Below are 16,611 nucleotides of genomic sequence, written 5' to 3' on the forward strand. Positions count from 1 at the left end.
CGATGAAAGGATTCCGTTGATCGAGCGCGAGTTTGCAGGCAGAGTGATCGGAACCGACGATGCCACTCCGTTGGAGTTCTGGGTGAGCGTGGCGGAAGGGCAGTACCTTCAGCTCGATGATGTGGTGGCGCTCGAACGCACCCTTCCCGATGGAGAGATCGTGAAGATCTACGGCATGGTCGGCCAGGTCCGGGCCCGTCATGAAGGTGCGCGGTTCGACTCGGATGTGTTCCTCATTGAGGATGGTCTGCTGCCGGCGGAGGTGTCGGAGTCCGCCCAGGTGACGGCGACCCGCTTCGAGCCGGAGGTTTTCGTGCCCCCGCGGCCCGGCCAGGAAGTGCGGCGCGCACGCGGTGAGGAGCGGGATGAGGCGCTGTTCTTCGACAAGATGACGGAGCGCCTCCCGATCGGGTTGTCGCGCAGCGGCGAGGTGTTCTACGCCAACCTGGAGTTCCTCGACGGCCGCCGGGGAGCGCACGTCAATATCTCCGGTATTTCCGGCGTTGCTACCAAGACGACGTATGCGACGTTCTTGCTCCATTCCCTGTTCGGCTCCGGTGTGCTCGGTGCAAGATCTGTCAATACGAAGGCGCTCATCTTCAACGTGAAAGGCGAAGATCTCCTCTTCCTCGACCGACCCAATGTGGCCCTCGATGACACCCAGGCAGATCGCTATCTCCTGCTGGGCTTGCCTGCCGAGCCATTTCGGTCGGTAGGGATATTCGCCCCACCCCGGCGCGGGTCGACCACCGGGGCTCCGGATGTCAATGCCCGCACCGAGGGCGTGACCTCCTTCTACTGGAGCCTGGCGGAGTTCTGCCACGACGACCTGCTGCCATTCCTGTTTGCGGACTCGGAGGACGACAGAGCTCACTACACGATGGTCGTCTACAACGTCATGGCGCAGTTGCGGCGGGCTTCCAAGCTAGACGATGGTGGGGTCGTCATCGAGGGAACCACCGTCCGGACCTTTCGTGAGCTGGCCGACCTCATCACCCTGCGAGTTCAGGACGAGGAGGAGCGCTACCAGTGGGCCGGCCCGGCCATCGGGACGGGCACCGTCAACGCCTTTGTGCGTCGTCTCCAGGGGGCGGTTCGCCACGTCGAAGGATTGATAAGAGCTGATCTCCCGAATCCAGAGCGTCACCGGGTGGCCCTCGACCATCAGGTGACGGTCGTCGACCTGCACAACCTCCACGACCGGGCCAAGCGGTTCGTCGTCGGCGTGACCGTGCGGCGAGCGTTCGACGACAAGGAGAAGGCAGGGCAGTCGGACGAACTGCTGATGATCGTGCTCGATGAGCTGAACAAGTATGCCCCGAGGGAGGGCTCGAGCCCCATCAAAGAGATCCTGCTCGATGTTGCCGAACGCGGCCGATCGCTCGGTGTGATCCTCATCGGAGCACAGCAGACGGCCTCAGAGGTCGAGCGACGGATCATCGCCAACTCCTCGATCCGCGTGGTCGGAAGGCTGGATTCCGCCGAAGCGTCCCGCGATGAATACGGGTTCTTGCCCTCGGTACAGCGACAGCGGGCCACGATCCTCAAGCCCGGCACCATGCTGGTCACGCAACCCGAAATCCCTGTTCCGCTGGTTCTCGAGTTCCCGTTCCCGGCCTGGGCGACGCGAGCCAGCGAAGCCGGCCCGGCGCCTGCCGGTGACCAACCAGACGACCCGTTCGAAGGGTTGACCTAGTTTCTCCGCAATGCTGTGCATCGTGGTGATGCATTCCATTGCTGAGAAAGTGGGGAGGAAGGGGCGATGAGACGGATTACCACCGCGGACCGAAGAGCACGGCTGGTCGCCCGCCACCACCTCGGCCTGCCGGCCGCCGGGGTCGATGCCGTGGCCGCCGGCCTGGTCGGCTTCCATTCGAGCGATCCCGTGAGCGTCTATCTATCGGCCTGGGCCCGGGTAGACGGGTTTGTGGCGGCCGATCTGGAATCGGCGCTCTACGAACGGAAGTCGCTGGTGCGCATGCTGGGAATGCGCCGAACACTGTTCGTAGTGCCCACCGATCTGGCGTCGATCATGGACATAGCGTGTGCACGGCAACTGGCCTCCGCAGAGCGGCGCCGGCTCGTCGGCATGATCGAAGATCAGAATGTGGCGAGAGACGGAAATCGCTGGTTGTCAGACGTAGAGGGCGCAACGATGGCCGCGCTGCAAGAACTCGGCGAGGCGACTGCGACTGAGTTGACAGTCCTTGTCCCGGAACTGGGCGAGAAACTCATGTTCGGGGAAGGCAAATCGTGGGGCGGGCCGGTCGGGGTTTCGACCCGGGTGTTGTTCATGCTGGCCACCACCGGCCGGATCCTGCGGGGGCGTCCGCGCGGGACCTGGAAATCGAGCCAGTATCGCTGGGCGCCAACCAACGGATGGCTGAAAGGAGGGCTCGACGAGGTCGAGGCCGACTGGGCGGAAACGGAGTTGTTGCGGAGGTGGTTGGATTCGTACGGTCCCGGGACGATGACCGATCTGCGGTGGTGGGCGGGTTGGACGCTGGCCAAGACGCGGCGTGCACTCGCCCGGTTGGACGTCGAGGAAGTCGCGCTCGACACCGGGACCGGCCTGGTGCTGGCCGATGATCTCGACCCGGTCGACCCTCCGGAACCATCGATTGCCCTCTTACCCGGATTGGATCCGTCGGTAATGGGATGGAACGAACGGGAGTGGTTCCTCAGTGGTCACCAGGCGCAACTGTTTGATACCAACGGCAACGCCGGCCCGACCGTGTGGGTCGACGGGCGCGTCGTCGGCGGGTGGGCGCAGCGAGCCGATGGTGAGATTGCGGTGAAACTCCTCGAGGACGTTGGAGCAGAGGCCACCGGAGCGGTGGCGATGGAGGCTCACCGGTTGACCGCCTGGCTCGGTGACCTCCGCATCAAGCCGCGCTTCCGGGTGCCGCTCGAGCGGAAACTATCGAGCTAGCCCCCGTGGTTGTCCCGTTGTTGCGTCGGTTCTGGGCGGCGGTATGCGCGCTTGAGCGACGCAAGAACGGAGGGTAGGTTTCTCGGGTGACGCGCATCCTCACCGTTTGTCTAGGGAACATCTGCCGCTCTCCGGCCGCCGAAGCGGCCATTCGTGCCGCGGCCGCCGATGCCGGGTTAGAGGCCGAGGTGGACTCGGCCGGAACCGGCAGATATCACATCGGCGATCCACCTCATCCACGTTCTCAGGCAGCCGGGGCCGCAGCCGGGTTGACCGTCGAGGGTCGAGCCCGCCAGGTCCGCCTCGAGGATTTCGAGGAGTTCGACGTGATCGTGGCGATGGACCACACCAATCTCGAAGACCTGCGCAGAATGGCTCCATCCGCCGACGGCCTCGCCAAGGTTCACCTCTTCCGTGACTTCGATCCCGAATCGGTGGGAGAGGAAGTCCCGGATCCCTACTACGGCACGGATGAGGACTACCGGGAGATGATCGATCTCATTCTTCCCGCCGCCCGCGGGCTCATCACCCGGCTGCAGGGGTCGGACAGCTGAGCTGGGCGACGGTACGCCGGGCGATGGTCGACGATCGATCGGTTGCGATCAAGACGACGGCCTACGACGCCCGCCTCGAGGCGGACGGGCTCCGGCGATTGGCCTCGGCAGGCGCGCCGGTCCCCGAAGTGTTGAGCGTCGACCGCGGTGAGCTGGTCATGACCTGGGTGTCGGGAACCCCGGGTTGGGAAGCGCTCGGGGCGACGCTCGCCAACGTCCATCGTGCAACCGCCGACGGATTCGGATACGAGATAGACAACGTGATTGGCTCTCTCCCGCAGCCGAATCCGTGGACGGCTTCCTGGGGTGTGTTTTTCGCCGAGAGCCGGGTACTGGTTCATCTCAATGATCGTTCGGTACCTGATCGGTTACGCCGCCGCCTCCTGGTCGCCTGTGAAGGGCCAATCATCGAATTGCTCGAAGCCCACCATCCGGAACCGAGTCTCGTCCACGGGGATATCTGGTCCGGGAACATTGTCGACGGTGCCTACCTGATCGATCCGGCCGTGTCGTTCTCTGATCGTGAAGTAGAACTGGCCTTCATGGCGGTATTCGGTGGAATTCCGCAGGCGATGTGGAACGGGTACCTCGCAGCCTGGCCACTCGCAGACGGATGGGAGCACCGGCGGCCGGCTCTCCAACTGCACCACCTCCTCGTGCACGTTCGCCTGTTCGGCGGTGGCTACGTTCGGATGGTCGAGGAACGGCTCGATCAACTCGGCTGGTGAGGTCAGATCAGGCCGGCGTCGGCCAGCCAAGCATTGAAGAACCGGAGTGCCCGCTCCTCGAGTGCGACGTCGTGTTGCTGCACCTGCCGCAGGAACTCGTCCGGGTCGACCCCGGCCTCCCTGAAGAGATCGTCGGTGTCGTGCTCCAGCCAGGTCGCCACAATCGCAGAATCGACTTCCGGATGGAACTGCACTGCCAGGGCCGACCCGACCCGGAACGCGTGCGGGTAACTGGTCGAGGCGAGCAACTGCGCACCGTCCGGCAGGGAAAACGTGTCCTCGTGCACCGCCACCATCGGTCCGCCCAGCGCCATCATGATGGGATCGCGTTCACCGACGGCTGTGAAAGTGAAATCCACCAGGCCAATCTCGGGGAGGTCCGCTTTGAAGGCTCGACCACCCATGGCCGCGGCAACGACTTGCGCACCAAGACAGATCCCCAGCACCGGGATGCCGGCGCCGATCACCGTGCGAAGGAACTCCATCTCTTCAACCAGGAACGGATTCGCTTCGATCTCGTAGGCCCCGATGGCGCCCCCGAGGACGACGACGGCGGGTGAGCGAGACGGGTCGGGGAGCTGCTCGCCGTCGGCGACCCGGATGACGTCCCAGTCGACACGGTTCGCATCGAGGGCGGTGGCGAGATGCCCCGGACCGGTGTCTTCGAGATGGAGGAGAACCGAGACGGCCGACATGGGTCGATGGTAGACCGCGATCGCCCTCGCCACCGTTCTAGCCTGGCATCGACGGCGCAGACCATCGTTGGAGGTTTCATGGCGGGTATCCGAGGATTGCTGTCGATCGAGGAACTCAAGGTACGTGTCGAGGCCGATGAGATCGACACGGTCGTCGTCGGGTTCACCGATCTCTACGGACGGCTGCACGGGAAGCGGTACGACGCCGAGTTCTACGTCGATGAGATCCATTCCACCGGCACGCATGGCTGTGACTATCTCCTGACCGTCGACATGGAGATGCAGCCGGTGCGAGGGTATGACTACGCCAACTGGGAACTCGGCTACGGCGACTTTCACATGGTGCCGGACCCGGACACCCTCCGGGTCGCAGATTGGCTGCCGAAGACCGCCATCGTGCTGTGCGACCTCGAAGACGACCGGGTGCACGATCTCGTGACGGTTGCACCTCGCTCGATCCTTCGCAGGCAACTCCAGCGTGCAAGGGAGATGGGATTGTCGGCCAAGGCGGCGTCAGAACTCGAGTATTTCATCTTCACCGACTCGTATCGAGAGGCCGCCGGGAAGTCCTATGCCGGGCTACAGCCTGCCGGTTGGTACATCGAGGATTACCACTTGCTGCAGGGGACGCGGGAGGAACCGTACAACGGGGCGGTGCGCAGGCACCTCAGTCGATCGGGAGTCCCGGTGGAGACCTCCAAGGGAGAGTTCGGACGCGGTCAGCATGAGATGAACATCCGGTATGCGGAGATGCTCGAAATGGCGGATCGTCATGTGGTCATGAAGCAGTGCATGAAGGAGACCGCAGACGCCCTCGGCATGTCCATCACGTTCATGGCGAAGCCCGACGCGTCTGAAGCCGGCTCCAGTTGTCACCTCCACGTCAGCCTGTGGGACGGCGACCGCAGCGTGTTCCCCGGTGAGCACCGGATAGGGCCGATCGAAAGTTCGGACGAGTTCCGCTGGTTCCTGGGTGGCTGGATGGACAAAATGGCGGAACTGATGGTGTTCTACGCGCCCACCGTCAACTCGTACAAGCGCTATCAGGACGGATCGTGGGCGCCGACGCGCATCGCCTGGAGCTACGACAATCGGACCGCCGGTTTCCGGGTGGTGGGCAAGGGCCAGAGCCTCAGGATCGAGAACCGCATGCCGGGCGGCGACGTCAATCCGTATCTGGCCTACGCGGCGACGCTGGCCGCCGGACTGGACGGGATCGCCAACCAGATCGAACCGCCGGAGATCTTCGAAGGCGACGTCTACTCGGCGAATGACCTGCCCCGGGTGCCGCGCTCGCTTCGAGATGCCGTCGAACTGTTCAAGAACAGCGAGTTTGCCGGAGACGCATTCGGGGAGGACGTTCGGCAGCACTACGTCCACTTCTTCGAGACCGAGCAGGCGGCCTTCGAGAATGCTGTGACCGATTGGGAACGGCAGCGCTACTTCGAACGAATCTGAGAAAGGAGCCTCGATGAGACTGGACGACAAAGTGGCGTTGATCACCGGTGCCGGCCGCGGTATCGGGCGGGAATCGGCGTTGCTGTTCGCCGCCGAGGGAGCCGCAGTGGTGGCAGTTGATATCGACGAGGCATCCGCGGCGGCCACTGCTGCATCTATTGCGGATGGCCGGGCGATTCATGTCAGAGCGGACGTGTCCTCCGCCGACGATTGCCAGGCCATGGTGGCGGCAGCCGAGCAGGAGTTCGGCAAGCTCAACATCCTGTTCAACAACGCCGGAATCATGGACTCGCGTGATGACGACGCGGTTTCCACCGAAGAATCGGTGTGGGATCTCACGATGGGAATCAACGCCAAGGGTGTCTTTCTCGGCTGCAAATACGGCATACCCGCCCTTCGCCGCGCCGGCGGCGGTTCGATCATCAACACAGCCTCGTTCGTGTCCAAACTGGGCGCTGCCACGCCGCAGGTGGCCTATACCGCGTCAAAGGGAGCGGTACTCAGCTTCACCCGGGAACTGGCTGTGATCCATGCTCGCGAGAACATCCGGGTGAATGCGCTGTGCCCCGGTCCGTTGCGGACCGAGTTGCTCATGAAGTTCCTCGACACCGACGAGAAGAAGCAGCGCCGTCTGGTGCATGTGCCGATGGGGAGATTCGGAGAGGCCAGGGAGATGGCCGAAGCTGCCCTCTACCTGGCCTCAGATGAGTCCTCCTACGTCACCGGCACCGAATTCATGGTCGACGGAGGCATCACGGCTGCCTATGTGACGCCTCAATGAAGAACAGGTTCGAAGTTCTAGGTTTTGGGTTTTAGGTTCCAGGGAGGCGCGATGTTCGGCAGCTTTGGCGAGGTACTCGAATACATCGAGCGGGAAGGCATCGAGCAGATCGATGTGAAGGTCGTCGACCTGCAGGGTCGCTGGCGTCGTATGACCTACTCGGCGGCGCATGTCGGCAAGCGACTCTTCGAAGAGGGGACCGGGATCTCCCTGTCTCCATATCCGGGCTACCGGACGATTGAGTCCGGTGACATGAAGGTTCGACCGGATATCTCCACAGGGTTCGTTGATCCGTTCCACACACGACCAACACTGGCCTTCATCTGCGACATGTACGACAACGACGGAAATCGCTACGAGCGTGATCCGCGGTTCGTGCTCCAGAAGGCCGAGCAGGCTATTGCGGACCTCGGGCTGGGAGCAACGGCCCTCTTTTCGCCTGAGCTGGAGTTCTACATCCTCGACGGAGCCGACTATGGATCCTCGGCCGGGTCTGCTCACTACGACGTGGAATCCCATGCCGTCGGCTGGGGAGAGAGCGAGCAGCCTCTCTACCGACTGACCGGGATGGCCAAAGTGGGGCAGGTCGATCTGCCCCTCGATCGGTTTGCCCCGATACGAGAACAGATGGTTCGCCGGATCGAAGCGATCGGTATCCCCGTCAAGTACCACCACCAGGAACTCGGCACGCCGGGACAAGCGGAGATCGAGGTGTATTTCGATACGCCAGTTCGCACTGCCGACTCCATGATGATCATGCGCTACCTCATCAAGAACACGGCGCTCGAGTATTCCAAGATCGTGACGTTCATGCCGAAGCCGTTCGAGGGGCACGCAGGCAACGGTACCCACTTCCATCAGTACCTCACCGATGGCGAGCGGTCGATGTTCTACGACGTCGCCGGCTACGGCGGACTGAGTGAACTCGCCACCAACTATCTCTGTGGACTGCTCGAGCACACGCCGGCGCTGATGGGAATCGGGAATGCCAGCACCAACTCTTACCGGCGATTCGCCCCCAACATGGCGGCGCCCGTCAAGCTCGTGTTCGGACTCGGGAATAGGTCATCTGCAGTGCGAATCCCGGGCTACGCAGTGAACGAACGGGAGGCTCGGGTCGAATACCGGATGCCCGACGCCACCGCCAACCCCTACCTCATCATTGCCGCCCAGCTCATGGCCGGTATCGATGGAGTGAATCGAAAGCTCGACCCGACGAAGCAGGGATTTGGGCCATACGACGTGAACATCTACGACTTGCCGGCCGAGGAACAGGCCAAGCTCCGTGACGTTCCGATCACTTTCGAGGCGGCACTGGCCGAACTCGACGCCGATCGGGCATTCCTGACCGGGGACGGTGTGTTCCCAGACGAGCTGATCGACTCATATCTGAAGGTGAAAATGGATGCTGAAGTCGCCATGGTTCACGTCCGGCCCCATCCGTACGAGTACGAGCTGTATTTCGATCTGTAGGGGGCGAGAACCCGGGCGGGCGCGGCACCCGCCCGGCGCACTTCATTCGCGATACCGTCACTTGCTCCCGGTACCATCGCCGCCGTGAAGCTATTGCACACATCCGACTGGCACGTCGGACGGACGATCCGCGGCCGCAGTCGCGCCGACGAGCATCGGGCGGTCTTGTCAGAAATCGCCGGGATAGCTGCGGCCGAAGCGGTGGATCTCGTGCTGGTGGCCGGCGACCTCTTTGACGTCTCGGCTCCCAGTGCCGAGTCCGAGCGGATCGTCTACGAAGCGCTCCTCGGTCTGGCGAGGGTGGCCCCGGTGCTGGTTGTGTCCGGCAACCACGATCACCCACGGCGGCTCGAAGCCGTCTCTCCGCTTCTAGAACTCGGGCGGGTCACGGTGCTGGCGCTCCCTGCCAGAGCCGACGAGGGGGGCGTCGTTCGGTTGCCCGATCTCAACACCAGGGTGGCGCTGCTTCCGTTCCTCAGCCAGCGGGCGATCGTCACCGCTGATGACCTCATGGCACTTGATCCCGATCAGCACGACGGTAGGTACGCCGGGCGGCTCGGTGCGATCATCGGGAGGCTCACCGAGGACATGACCACCGATGAGGTGAACATCCTGTGCTCCCATCTCACCGTGCACGGCGGCGAAATGGGGGGAGGAGAGCGAACCGCTCACGTATTCCCGTACGCAATCGCCGCCCAATCCTTTCCCGGATCGCTTTCGTACGTGGCGCTGGGCCACCTACATCGCCTTCAGAAGGTACCCGCCCCCGCACCCGTTTGGTACTCGGGGTCACCACTCCAACTCGACTTCGGCGAGGTCGATGATACGAAGGGCGTGCTCGTTGTCGAAGCCGAGCCAGGGCTCCCTGCCGCCGTGCGTGAGGTGCGGCTCGAGACTGGGCGGCGGCTCATCCGGCTGAACGGGACTCTCGAACAAGTCGAAGCGCTGGTCGGGACCACCGGCGATGCGTACCTGAAAGTCGAGCTCAACGAACCGGCCAGGGCGGGCCTGGCGGATGAGGTCCGCCGGCTCTTTCCGGAGGCCGTCGATGTTCTGCTGGCCGCGCCGGCCGAGCACAGGGCCGGACCGAAGGTAGAAGCCCGCCTCGGTAGATCTGCCGCCGAACTCTTCCGTGAATACCTTCAGGACCGGGGTGTCGATGATCCACGGCTCCCCGCCCTCTTCGACTTGTTGCTCGAGGAAACCTATGAGACCTAGGCGCCTCGAACTCGAAGGTTTCACCGCCTTTCGGAACAAAACCATTGTCGACTTCGAGGGTGCCGACCTCTTCGCCTTCGTTGGGCCTACCGGGAGCGGGAAGTCGAGTCTGGTCGACGCGATCCTCTTCGCCCTCTACGGGATCGTGCCCCGCTACGGCGATAAGCGGGCCGTTGAACCCGTCGTCTCGTTGGGGAAGAACGAGGCAAGGGTCAGATTCGATTTCTCCGTCGGAGACACGAATTACTCCGCAGCGCGGGTAGTCCGGCGCACCAAGACCGGTGCGACCACCGCGGAAGCTCGTCTCGAGGGCGGTGCCGAGCCGATCATGGGCGCAGATGAGGTCACAGAAGCGGTTGAGGCATTGCTAGGGCTCGGGTTCGATCACTTCACGAAGTGCGTTGTGCTGCCACAGGGTCAATTCGCAGCATTCCTACACGACTCAGCCGCCAAACGCCAGGAACTCCTGCGGCAGTTGCTGGACCTTGGCCGCTACCGGCGAATCAGGGAGGTTGCCGTCGAGCGGCAACGCCTGGCGGACGCCAGGGTCGAGGTTTTGACCACCCAGATCAACGATCTCGCCTTTGCAACTGAGGCGGCGCTGGAGGCGGCCGAAACACGACGGGTCGGGCTGGCCGCACTGCGCGACGAGATCGATGCTCTGGAGCCGGAACTCGAGCAAACCCGCAGATCGGCGCGCCTCGATGAGGAGGCTGCCGCCAACGCCCGCCGCAATGTGGAGATTCTTCGATCGGTCGCTTCGCCCGCCGGGCTCGCCGAGCTCGTCGAACTCGCCGATCAGGTCTCCGGCCGGCTCGCTGCCGCTCAAGCTGCCGCTACGGAGGCGGCCGAGCAACGCAGGAGCCTCGATGAGCAGTCGGCCGGCCTGGCCGACGCAGCCGCGGTCGCCCGGCTCAGCGATTTGCATCAGCGGCTCGCCCATGAACTCGAGACGGAGAAGACGATCTCGCTCGAGGTGGACACGGCTTGCAAGGCCGCCACCGCGGCACGAGCCGAGGCGACCGCGGCCGAGGTGATGTTCGATGATGCTGTGGAGCGCATCGAGGGTCTGCGACGCGAGCACGCTGCACATGCTCTGGCAGCGCATCTGGCGGTCGGAGAACCGTGCCCTGTGTGCCACCAGCGGGTCGAGTCGATTCCCGCGCTGAGTACGCCCGCCGCACTGGAGGCGGCAGAACGCGAAGCCGATCGCCTCCGGGTGAACCGGACGGCTGCTGCGACGGCTGCTGCACAGGCGGGTGAGGCACTGGCGGCGATCGAGTCCCGCTACACCGAAGGTGCAGACAGGATTGCGGTGCTGCGCGACCGGCTGGCCGGCCAGCCCGATGCCGATGAGACCCTGCAGCTCCAGAAGGCGCGGACCGACCTCGATACGGCACTTCGAGCGGGGCGCGAAATGGAACTGGCGGCCGTCCAAGCAGTCGAGTCCGCCCGCCGGGAGGGCCAGGATCTGGCGCGGCGAGTTGAGGAGGCCCGTCGCCAATTCGACGCGACTCGCGACAAGGTAGCGGCGCTGGCACCACCGACTCCGAAACGGGAGAGGCTCGACGCCGATTGGTCTGCGCTCGTCCAGTGGGCAGTCGGGATGGCGGACGAGCTTTCCGTACAAGCGGACGCAAAGGCTCAGTCTGTCGAGGAGGCTGCAGCCGCGGTCGCTGCGCACGAGCAGCGATTCGCCAAAGACCTCGCCGCTCTCGACCTGGCGGTGGGCGATCGCAAAGCCCGCGATGTCTGTGTCGATGCGCTGGCCGCCGCCACCCAGCAAGTGGAGCACATCGCAAGCGCACGAGTTAAGGCGGCCGGTTTAGCGAAAGAACGCGACGCTGAACAGGAGTCGGCACTGATCGCCAAGAGCCTGGCCCATCATCTGGCGGCCAACGGCTTCGAGGGCTGGGTGATGGCTGAAGCCCTCGAAGCTCTCGTCCAAGGAGCGAATCTGCGCCTCGATGATCTGTCCAGCGGAGCGTTTTCGCTGGAGCTGGAGAAACGGGAGTTCCGGGTCATCGATCATCGAAATGCCGATGAGCGACGCTCGGTCAAGACGCTCTCCGGTGGCGAGACCTTCCTCGTGTCCCTCGCCCTGGCGCTCGCACTTGCCGAGGAACTGGCCTCCATGTCGGCACAGGGTGTTGCGCGTCTCGAATCGATGTTTCTCGACGAGGGGTTCGGCGCACTCGACGCGGAAACCCTCGATGTGGTCGCTACCGTTATCCACGAACTCGGTTCCGATGGCCGCATGATTGGATTGATCACTCACGTGAAGGATCTCGCCGATCAGGTGCCGGTCCGGTTTGAGATCCGGAAGGGTCCGGGAGGAGCGACGGTTGAGCGGGTGGACGCATGAAGTTCTCGATTGAGCCATGGGCGCCCGAGTACGGTGTTGCCTCGGGCGCCGAGATGGAAGACACGACGTCGCCCCCGGCGCTCGATGTCGAGGTTGCTGCCGCCGATTGGGCTCCTGTCAGCCCGGCCGGTGCGGGTGCTTCATCTGTGCTCTTCGTCGACGGCGTCAGACGGATCGACGCCAACGTTTGGATCACCCAGCCGGATGGAACGACCGCCCTCGGAATCTGTGCCTCGTATGCGGCAGGGGCCGTGCGGGCCGATGGAAGCGCTGATCTCGTCGAGACGGTCGTCGAACGCGGCCTGTTCACGTCGGCCAACCAAGCCGAGGATATCGTGACCAGGCGCTCCTGCTATTCGGTGCGAGCGGCGGCGGGGGAGTCCCCGGAGGCGCTGTGGCTGGCCATGCAGCAGCGGATGGGTGAGCTGGAAGGCGCCATCGTTGCCAAACACGAGGGCGCCGACCTGGTCGTGGCAGACGGTCCGCTGAGGGCCGGGAAGCATGTTCCGTCGTCGGTCGGCTACATCAAGACCCACCATGTTCATTACCTTCCGCCGGCCGTCCGACCCGTTCTCGGGTCCCTCGCAGCAGGCCAGCGGACTCCCGTGTTCCTCTCGACCACGTCGTGGTCGCGATACATGTGGTACGTGCGCTTGCCGGGACCGGCCGGGCATCCGCTTGCGTCCGTCGTCCGCCTCGAAGCCTCTGCCGATCAGTCACCGGCGTCGGCGGTCGAACTCGCAAATCTGGTCAGCGTCTCACTCCCACGCTTCGCATCTCAGGGGCACAAGGACCCGCGCGCTCCCCAGAATCTCTATCCGATCGCCGGACTGGAGCGAGAGCTACGCCGGCGTTTGGGCGACCAGGCCTTGCTGTTTCGGGATCTGCGGGTCGCGGCGACCTGAGTATCACGCTTCGCGTTTCGGTTGCCTGGTCATGAGGGCCAACACCGCCTCGCGCGGGTGCGCGCCGTCGTAGAGGACGCGGCCGACCTGGGCGGCGATCGGCGTTTCCACCCCGACTCTTTCTGCCAGATCCAGGACGGCTCTGGTCGTCTTGACTCCTTCGGCAACCATGCGCATGTCGTCGATGATCTCGTCGAGCGAGTGCCCTTTGGCCAGTTCCACTCCTACGCGATGGTTCCTGCTCTGAGAACTCGTACAGGTGGCGATGAGATCTCCAACTCCTGCGAGGCCGGCGAACGTATTCGGTTCACCACCGAGTGCTACACCGAGCCTCGTGAGTTCGGCGATCGCCCGCGTAACCAGCGCAGCCAGCGTGTTGTCCCCGAGGCCCAGGCCGCGTGCCATCCCTGCTGCGATGGCCATCACGTTCTTGAGTGCCCCGGCCGTTTCGCAACCGATCACGTCCTGATTGGTGTAGACGCGAAACGTCGGATCCATGAACGCCTGCTGAAGTGAGCCGGCGACTCCGAGGTCGGACATAGCAATGACGGTGGCGGCGGGTTGACCCTCCATGATCTCCTTCGCCAGATTTGGACCGGTGAGAACACCGATCGTCGCCGGGTCGTGGGAGGGGAGGACTTCCGCCGTAACCTCGCTCATTCGCTTGAGTGATTCCTGCTCGATGCCCTTGGTCAGGCTGAGGATCGGAAGATCGTCACCGACGAAGCCGGCCAACTCGGTGAGGACCGCCCGGTAGCCGTGGGACGGAACCGCCATGATGAGCGCCTCGACGCCGGCCACTGTCTGTTCGAGATCAGTGGAGGCGCGCAAGCCGTAGGGAAGTCTGAAACCAGTCAGGTAGTCCGGGTTCTCGCCTGCGTTGATCGCCACAGCGAGTTCGTTCCGTCGAGCCCACAACGTCACAGGTTGGCGGCGAGCCGCCAGCGCCGCCACCGTCGTACCCCAGGAACCGGCACCAATCACAGCCATCTTCATCGAACATCCTTTCGGCGGAATCCCACGATACGGCACCAAACTGCGCGATGTGAGCCACGGCTACAATCGCTCGCTGTGGCAAAGATCGGAATACTCGGGTACCCCAACGTTGGTAAGACCACTCTGTTCAACGCGTTGACCGGGCTGACTGCGCCGACTGCTGCTCATCCGTTCTCGACCCTCGAACCAAATGTGGGGGTCGCTTCCGTTCCCGATTCCAGGCTCGATCGTGCGGCTGCCGTCGAGCGCTCGGTCAAGATCGTGCATGCGCAACTGGAACTCCTCGATGTGCCGGCCATGGTCAAACCGGGACACGGTGGGGGATTGGCCGGCCAGTTCCTGGCTCGACTCCGGGATGTCGAAGCGCTCGCCATCGTGTTGCGGGCGTTCGAAGATGTGGCAGTCCCCGATGATGAATCCGGCGTCGACGCCGTTGCGCAAGCGCAGGAGTTGCTGCTCGAGCTAGCCCTGGCCGACTTCGATGTGTTCGAACGCCGGCGAGCCAAACTCGCCAAGGAGGCAACCGCCGACTCATCGAAACGCGGAGCGGCCGAGGCGATCGCGGCCGGGACCGCAGTGCTGGAGGCGGGTGAAGCCCTCCGGCAGCACGCGTGGGAGCGGGAAGCCCTCACCGCCTTCCGGGATCTGGCCCCGCTGTCGCTGAAGCCGGCCGTTTGGGTGGTCAACGCCGGGGAGGACGCCGACGCCGGCGCTCTGGCCGGCGAGGTGGCGGAGGTCGTCCCGCCCGGCGATACCGTCGTCGCCGTGTCTGCCGTCCTGGAAGAGGAGGCTGCTCAGCTGGATCCTGCCGATCGAGCGGAGCTCTTCGAAGGCCTTGGCCTCGGTGAGGGGGCCCTGAATCGAATGGTGCGGGCGTCGTACACGGCGCTTGGATTGCAGTCGTTCTTCACCCTCGGCCCGAAGGAAGCTCATGCGTGGACGGTGCGGGTGGGAGCGACCGCCCCTGAGGCGGCCGGGAAGATCCACTCCGACCTGGAGCGGGGATTCATCAGGGCGGAGATCGTGCCGATCGATGCTGCGATCGAAGCCGGAGGCTGGGATGCTGCCAAGGCGGCCGGGCTCGTGCGGGTCGAAGGGAAGTCGTACACCATGGTCGAAGGCGACGTTATCAACGTGCGTTTCTCGGTCTGATTGGAACGCCCGCCGCTATTCTCGGGGTGATGGTCGATCAGCTCGACACAGAGATACCGCGGCTCGATCCGATGGCGCCTGCGGAAGCCCGCGCCGAATTCGTGCGGAACCTCAAAGCGCTGGTGGCCGCCGGATCCTATGAGGTCCCATCCGACGAGATTGCACTGGCCGTTCTGACCGATTTGGTCAGAAACAACCACTGCGCGTGAGATTTCCCTTCAATAGTGGCGGTTGGCGTGCCGATGCTTCTATGTGATGATCGAGGAAACGCACCGCAGTTGGTGGCAATCCCGGCTCGATGATCTCTCTGAGAGAATCGCGGCCGGAGATTATTTCGTGCCTGCTGAAGAGATCGCCGCGGCAATTCTCTTCGGCCGGCCCAAGTGGGGCGAGAATCCTGAACTGATCGAAGAGATCCCCCTCGAGCGTCGAGTCGTCGCCGGGTGAGCCGAGGCTCTCGTACCGCCGACGAGCGCAACTGCATGGCGGGAGGCTGGTTCGGTTTGGACAAAGGCGGAGGCTCCGGCAAGGGGGGTTGACCGGAGCCTCCTATCGGGGTCGTCTTGTTGAGCACGGCGCCGGGGTGAACCCGTCCTCACGACCCCATCCGTTGGGGGGTTATGGGGCGGAAGCCGTCAGAGCCAGCCTCCAATTTTCATCCTACGCGGCAGTAGTTGTGCCTGTCAACACCGCCTGAAAATTGACCCCCTGGCACCGGTTGAAAATTGACCCCCCGGGCCGGGTTTTGGTCACTCTGTGTTGTCGGTTGGCACTCTCCCTAGGTCGCGGTCTTTGAGTCGGTAGGAGTCTCCTTTGAGGGAGACGACTTCTGCGTGGTGGACGAGCCGGTCGATCATGGCTGCGGCGACGACGGGGTCACCGAAGACTTCGCCCCACCGTCCGAACGGTTTGTTGGAGGTGACGATTACCGAGGCCCTTTCGTACCTGGCGGAGACGAGTTGGAAGAACAGGTTGGCGGCTTCGGCTTCGAAGGGGATATAGCCAACTTCGTCGACGATGAGCAGCGGTATCCGCCCTAATCGGGCGAGTTCGTCTCCGAGCCGGCCTTGGGTGTGTGCTTGGGCGAGACGGCTGACCCAGTCGGTGGCGGTGGCGAAAGCGACCCGGTGGCCGGCTTGGCAGGCTCTGACCCCGATCCCGATCGCGAGATGGGTTTTCCCGGTGCCGGGTGGCCCGAGGAACACGACGTTCTCTCGAGCCAGGATGAAGTCGAGAGCCCCGAGGTGGAGCAGTGTGTCTCGTTTCAGGCTGCGTTGGGGGCGTGTCAGATCCTCTGTGTAAGAGGGGTGGCCTGACATAGTGACCCTGGCGGTTGGAGTCGGGGTCCGTGGAA

At 63.9% G+C, this 16,611-nt stretch carries 16 protein-coding genes; 13 read left to right on the plus strand and 3 right to left on the minus strand.

Features of this window, described 5'->3' with window-relative positions; all coding sequences use genetic code 11:
• Positions 1 to 16 precede the first annotated feature (16 nt).
• The 4 genes from P1T08_08650 to P1T08_08665 all read left to right on the plus strand — a co-directional run bounded on the left by P1T08_08650 (position 17) and on the right by P1T08_08665 (position 4,214).
• Complete coding sequence (locus P1T08_08650; GenBank protein ID MDF1596152.1) at positions 17 to 1,696, plus strand: ATP-binding protein; 1,680 nt, start codon at positions 17 to 19, stop codon at positions 1,694 to 1,696.
• 66 nt (positions 1,697 to 1,762) lie between these two features.
• The gene (locus P1T08_08655; GenBank protein MDF1596153.1) at positions 1,763 to 2,932 is read left to right on the plus strand and encodes a winged helix DNA-binding domain-containing protein; all 1,170 of its coding nucleotides are present in this window, start codon (positions 1,763 to 1,765) and stop codon (positions 2,930 to 2,932) included.
• An 86-nt stretch (positions 2,933 to 3,018) separates the two neighbouring features.
• Positions 3,019 to 3,486, plus strand: a complete 468-nt coding sequence (locus P1T08_08660) for a low molecular weight phosphotyrosine protein phosphatase (GenBank protein ID MDF1596154.1) — start codon at positions 3,019 to 3,021, stop codon at positions 3,484 to 3,486.
• 23 nt (positions 3,487 to 3,509) lie between these two features.
• Positions 3,510 to 4,214 (plus strand): fructosamine kinase family protein, encoded by a 705-nt coding sequence (locus P1T08_08665; protein MDF1596155.1) that lies wholly within the window; start codon positions 3,510 to 3,512, stop codon positions 4,212 to 4,214.
• 2 nt (positions 4,215 to 4,216) lie between these two features.
• On the opposite strand, the gene P1T08_08670 is transcribed toward P1T08_08665, so the two are convergent.
• Complete coding sequence (locus P1T08_08670; protein ID MDF1596156.1) at positions 4,217 to 4,909, minus strand: gamma-glutamyl-gamma-aminobutyrate hydrolase family protein; 693 nt, start codon at positions 4,907 to 4,909, stop codon at positions 4,217 to 4,219.
• 78 nt (positions 4,910 to 4,987) lie between these two features.
• Here P1T08_08670 and P1T08_08675 point away from each other — a divergent pair, with 78 nt between their 5' ends.
• The 6 genes from P1T08_08675 to P1T08_08700 all read left to right on the plus strand — a co-directional run bounded on the left by P1T08_08675 (position 4,988) and on the right by P1T08_08700 (position 13,109).
• Complete coding sequence (locus tag P1T08_08675) at positions 4,988 to 6,367, plus strand: glutamine synthetase family protein (protein MDF1596157.1); 1,380 nt, start codon at positions 4,988 to 4,990, stop codon at positions 6,365 to 6,367.
• A gap of 13 nt (positions 6,368 to 6,380) precedes the next feature.
• Positions 6,381 to 7,148 carry a glucose 1-dehydrogenase gene (locus P1T08_08680; GenBank protein ID MDF1596158.1) on the plus strand — a complete coding sequence of 256 codons (768 nt, stop codon included), beginning with the start codon at positions 6,381 to 6,383 and terminating at the stop codon, positions 7,146 to 7,148.
• Positions 7,149 to 7,199: 51 nt separating this feature from the next.
• Positions 7,200 to 8,621 carry a glutamine synthetase family protein gene (locus P1T08_08685; GenBank protein MDF1596159.1) on the plus strand — a complete coding sequence of 474 codons (1,422 nt, stop codon included), beginning with the start codon at positions 7,200 to 7,202 and terminating at the stop codon, positions 8,619 to 8,621.
• A gap of 84 nt (positions 8,622 to 8,705) precedes the next feature.
• Positions 8,706 to 9,839, plus strand: a complete 1,134-nt coding sequence (locus P1T08_08690; protein MDF1596160.1) for an exonuclease SbcCD subunit D — start codon at positions 8,706 to 8,708, stop codon at positions 9,837 to 9,839.
• Positions 9,829 to 12,204, plus strand: coding sequence for an SMC family ATPase (locus P1T08_08695; GenBank protein MDF1596161.1), 2,376 nt, complete (start codon positions 9,829 to 9,831; stop codon positions 12,202 to 12,204). The genes P1T08_08690 and P1T08_08695 overlap by 11 nt, the downstream gene beginning before the upstream one ends.
• Positions 12,201 to 13,109, plus strand: coding sequence for a hypothetical protein (locus P1T08_08700; protein MDF1596162.1), 909 nt, complete (start codon positions 12,201 to 12,203; stop codon positions 13,107 to 13,109). Before P1T08_08695 ends, P1T08_08700 begins: the two co-directional genes overlap by 4 nt.
• A 3-nt stretch (positions 13,110 to 13,112) precedes the next feature.
• Here the strand turns inward: P1T08_08700 and P1T08_08705 are convergent, their stop codons facing one another.
• Complete coding sequence (locus P1T08_08705) at positions 13,113 to 14,105, minus strand: NAD(P)-dependent glycerol-3-phosphate dehydrogenase (protein ID MDF1596163.1); 993 nt, start codon at positions 14,103 to 14,105, stop codon at positions 13,113 to 13,115.
• Positions 14,106 to 14,180: 75 nt separating this feature from the next.
• On the opposite strand from P1T08_08705, the gene ychF reads away from it, so the two are divergent.
• Genes ychF through P1T08_08720 form a run of 3 tightly spaced genes read left to right on the plus strand, consistent with a single transcriptional unit; the run spans position 14,181 to position 15,704 of the window.
• Positions 14,181 to 15,257: a redox-regulated ATPase YchF gene (gene ychF, locus P1T08_08710; protein ID MDF1596164.1), complete on the plus strand. Its 1,077-nt coding sequence runs from the start codon at positions 14,181 to 14,183 to the stop codon at positions 15,255 to 15,257.
• Between the two features lie 29 nt (positions 15,258 to 15,286).
• Positions 15,287 to 15,466, plus strand: a complete 180-nt coding sequence (locus P1T08_08715) for a flagellar biosynthesis anti-sigma factor FlgM (GenBank protein ID MDF1596165.1) — start codon at positions 15,287 to 15,289, stop codon at positions 15,464 to 15,466.
• A gap of 46 nt (positions 15,467 to 15,512) precedes the next feature.
• The gene (locus tag P1T08_08720; protein ID MDF1596166.1) at positions 15,513 to 15,704 is read left to right on the plus strand and encodes a flagellar biosynthesis anti-sigma factor FlgM; all 192 of its coding nucleotides are present in this window, start codon (positions 15,513 to 15,515) and stop codon (positions 15,702 to 15,704) included.
• 302 nt (positions 15,705 to 16,006) lie between these two features.
• Here P1T08_08720 and istB read toward each other — a convergent pair.
• Positions 16,007 to 16,611, minus strand: a 605-nt coding sequence (istB, locus tag P1T08_08725) for an IS21-like element helper ATPase IstB (protein MDF1596167.1), incomplete at its 5' end; no start/stop codon positions are given.

The sequence above is a fragment of the Acidimicrobiia bacterium genome (assembly GCA_029210695.1).
In the GTDB taxonomy this organism is placed as follows: Bacteria; Actinomycetota; Acidimicrobiia; order Spongiisociales; family JAHEDJ01; genus JAHEDJ01.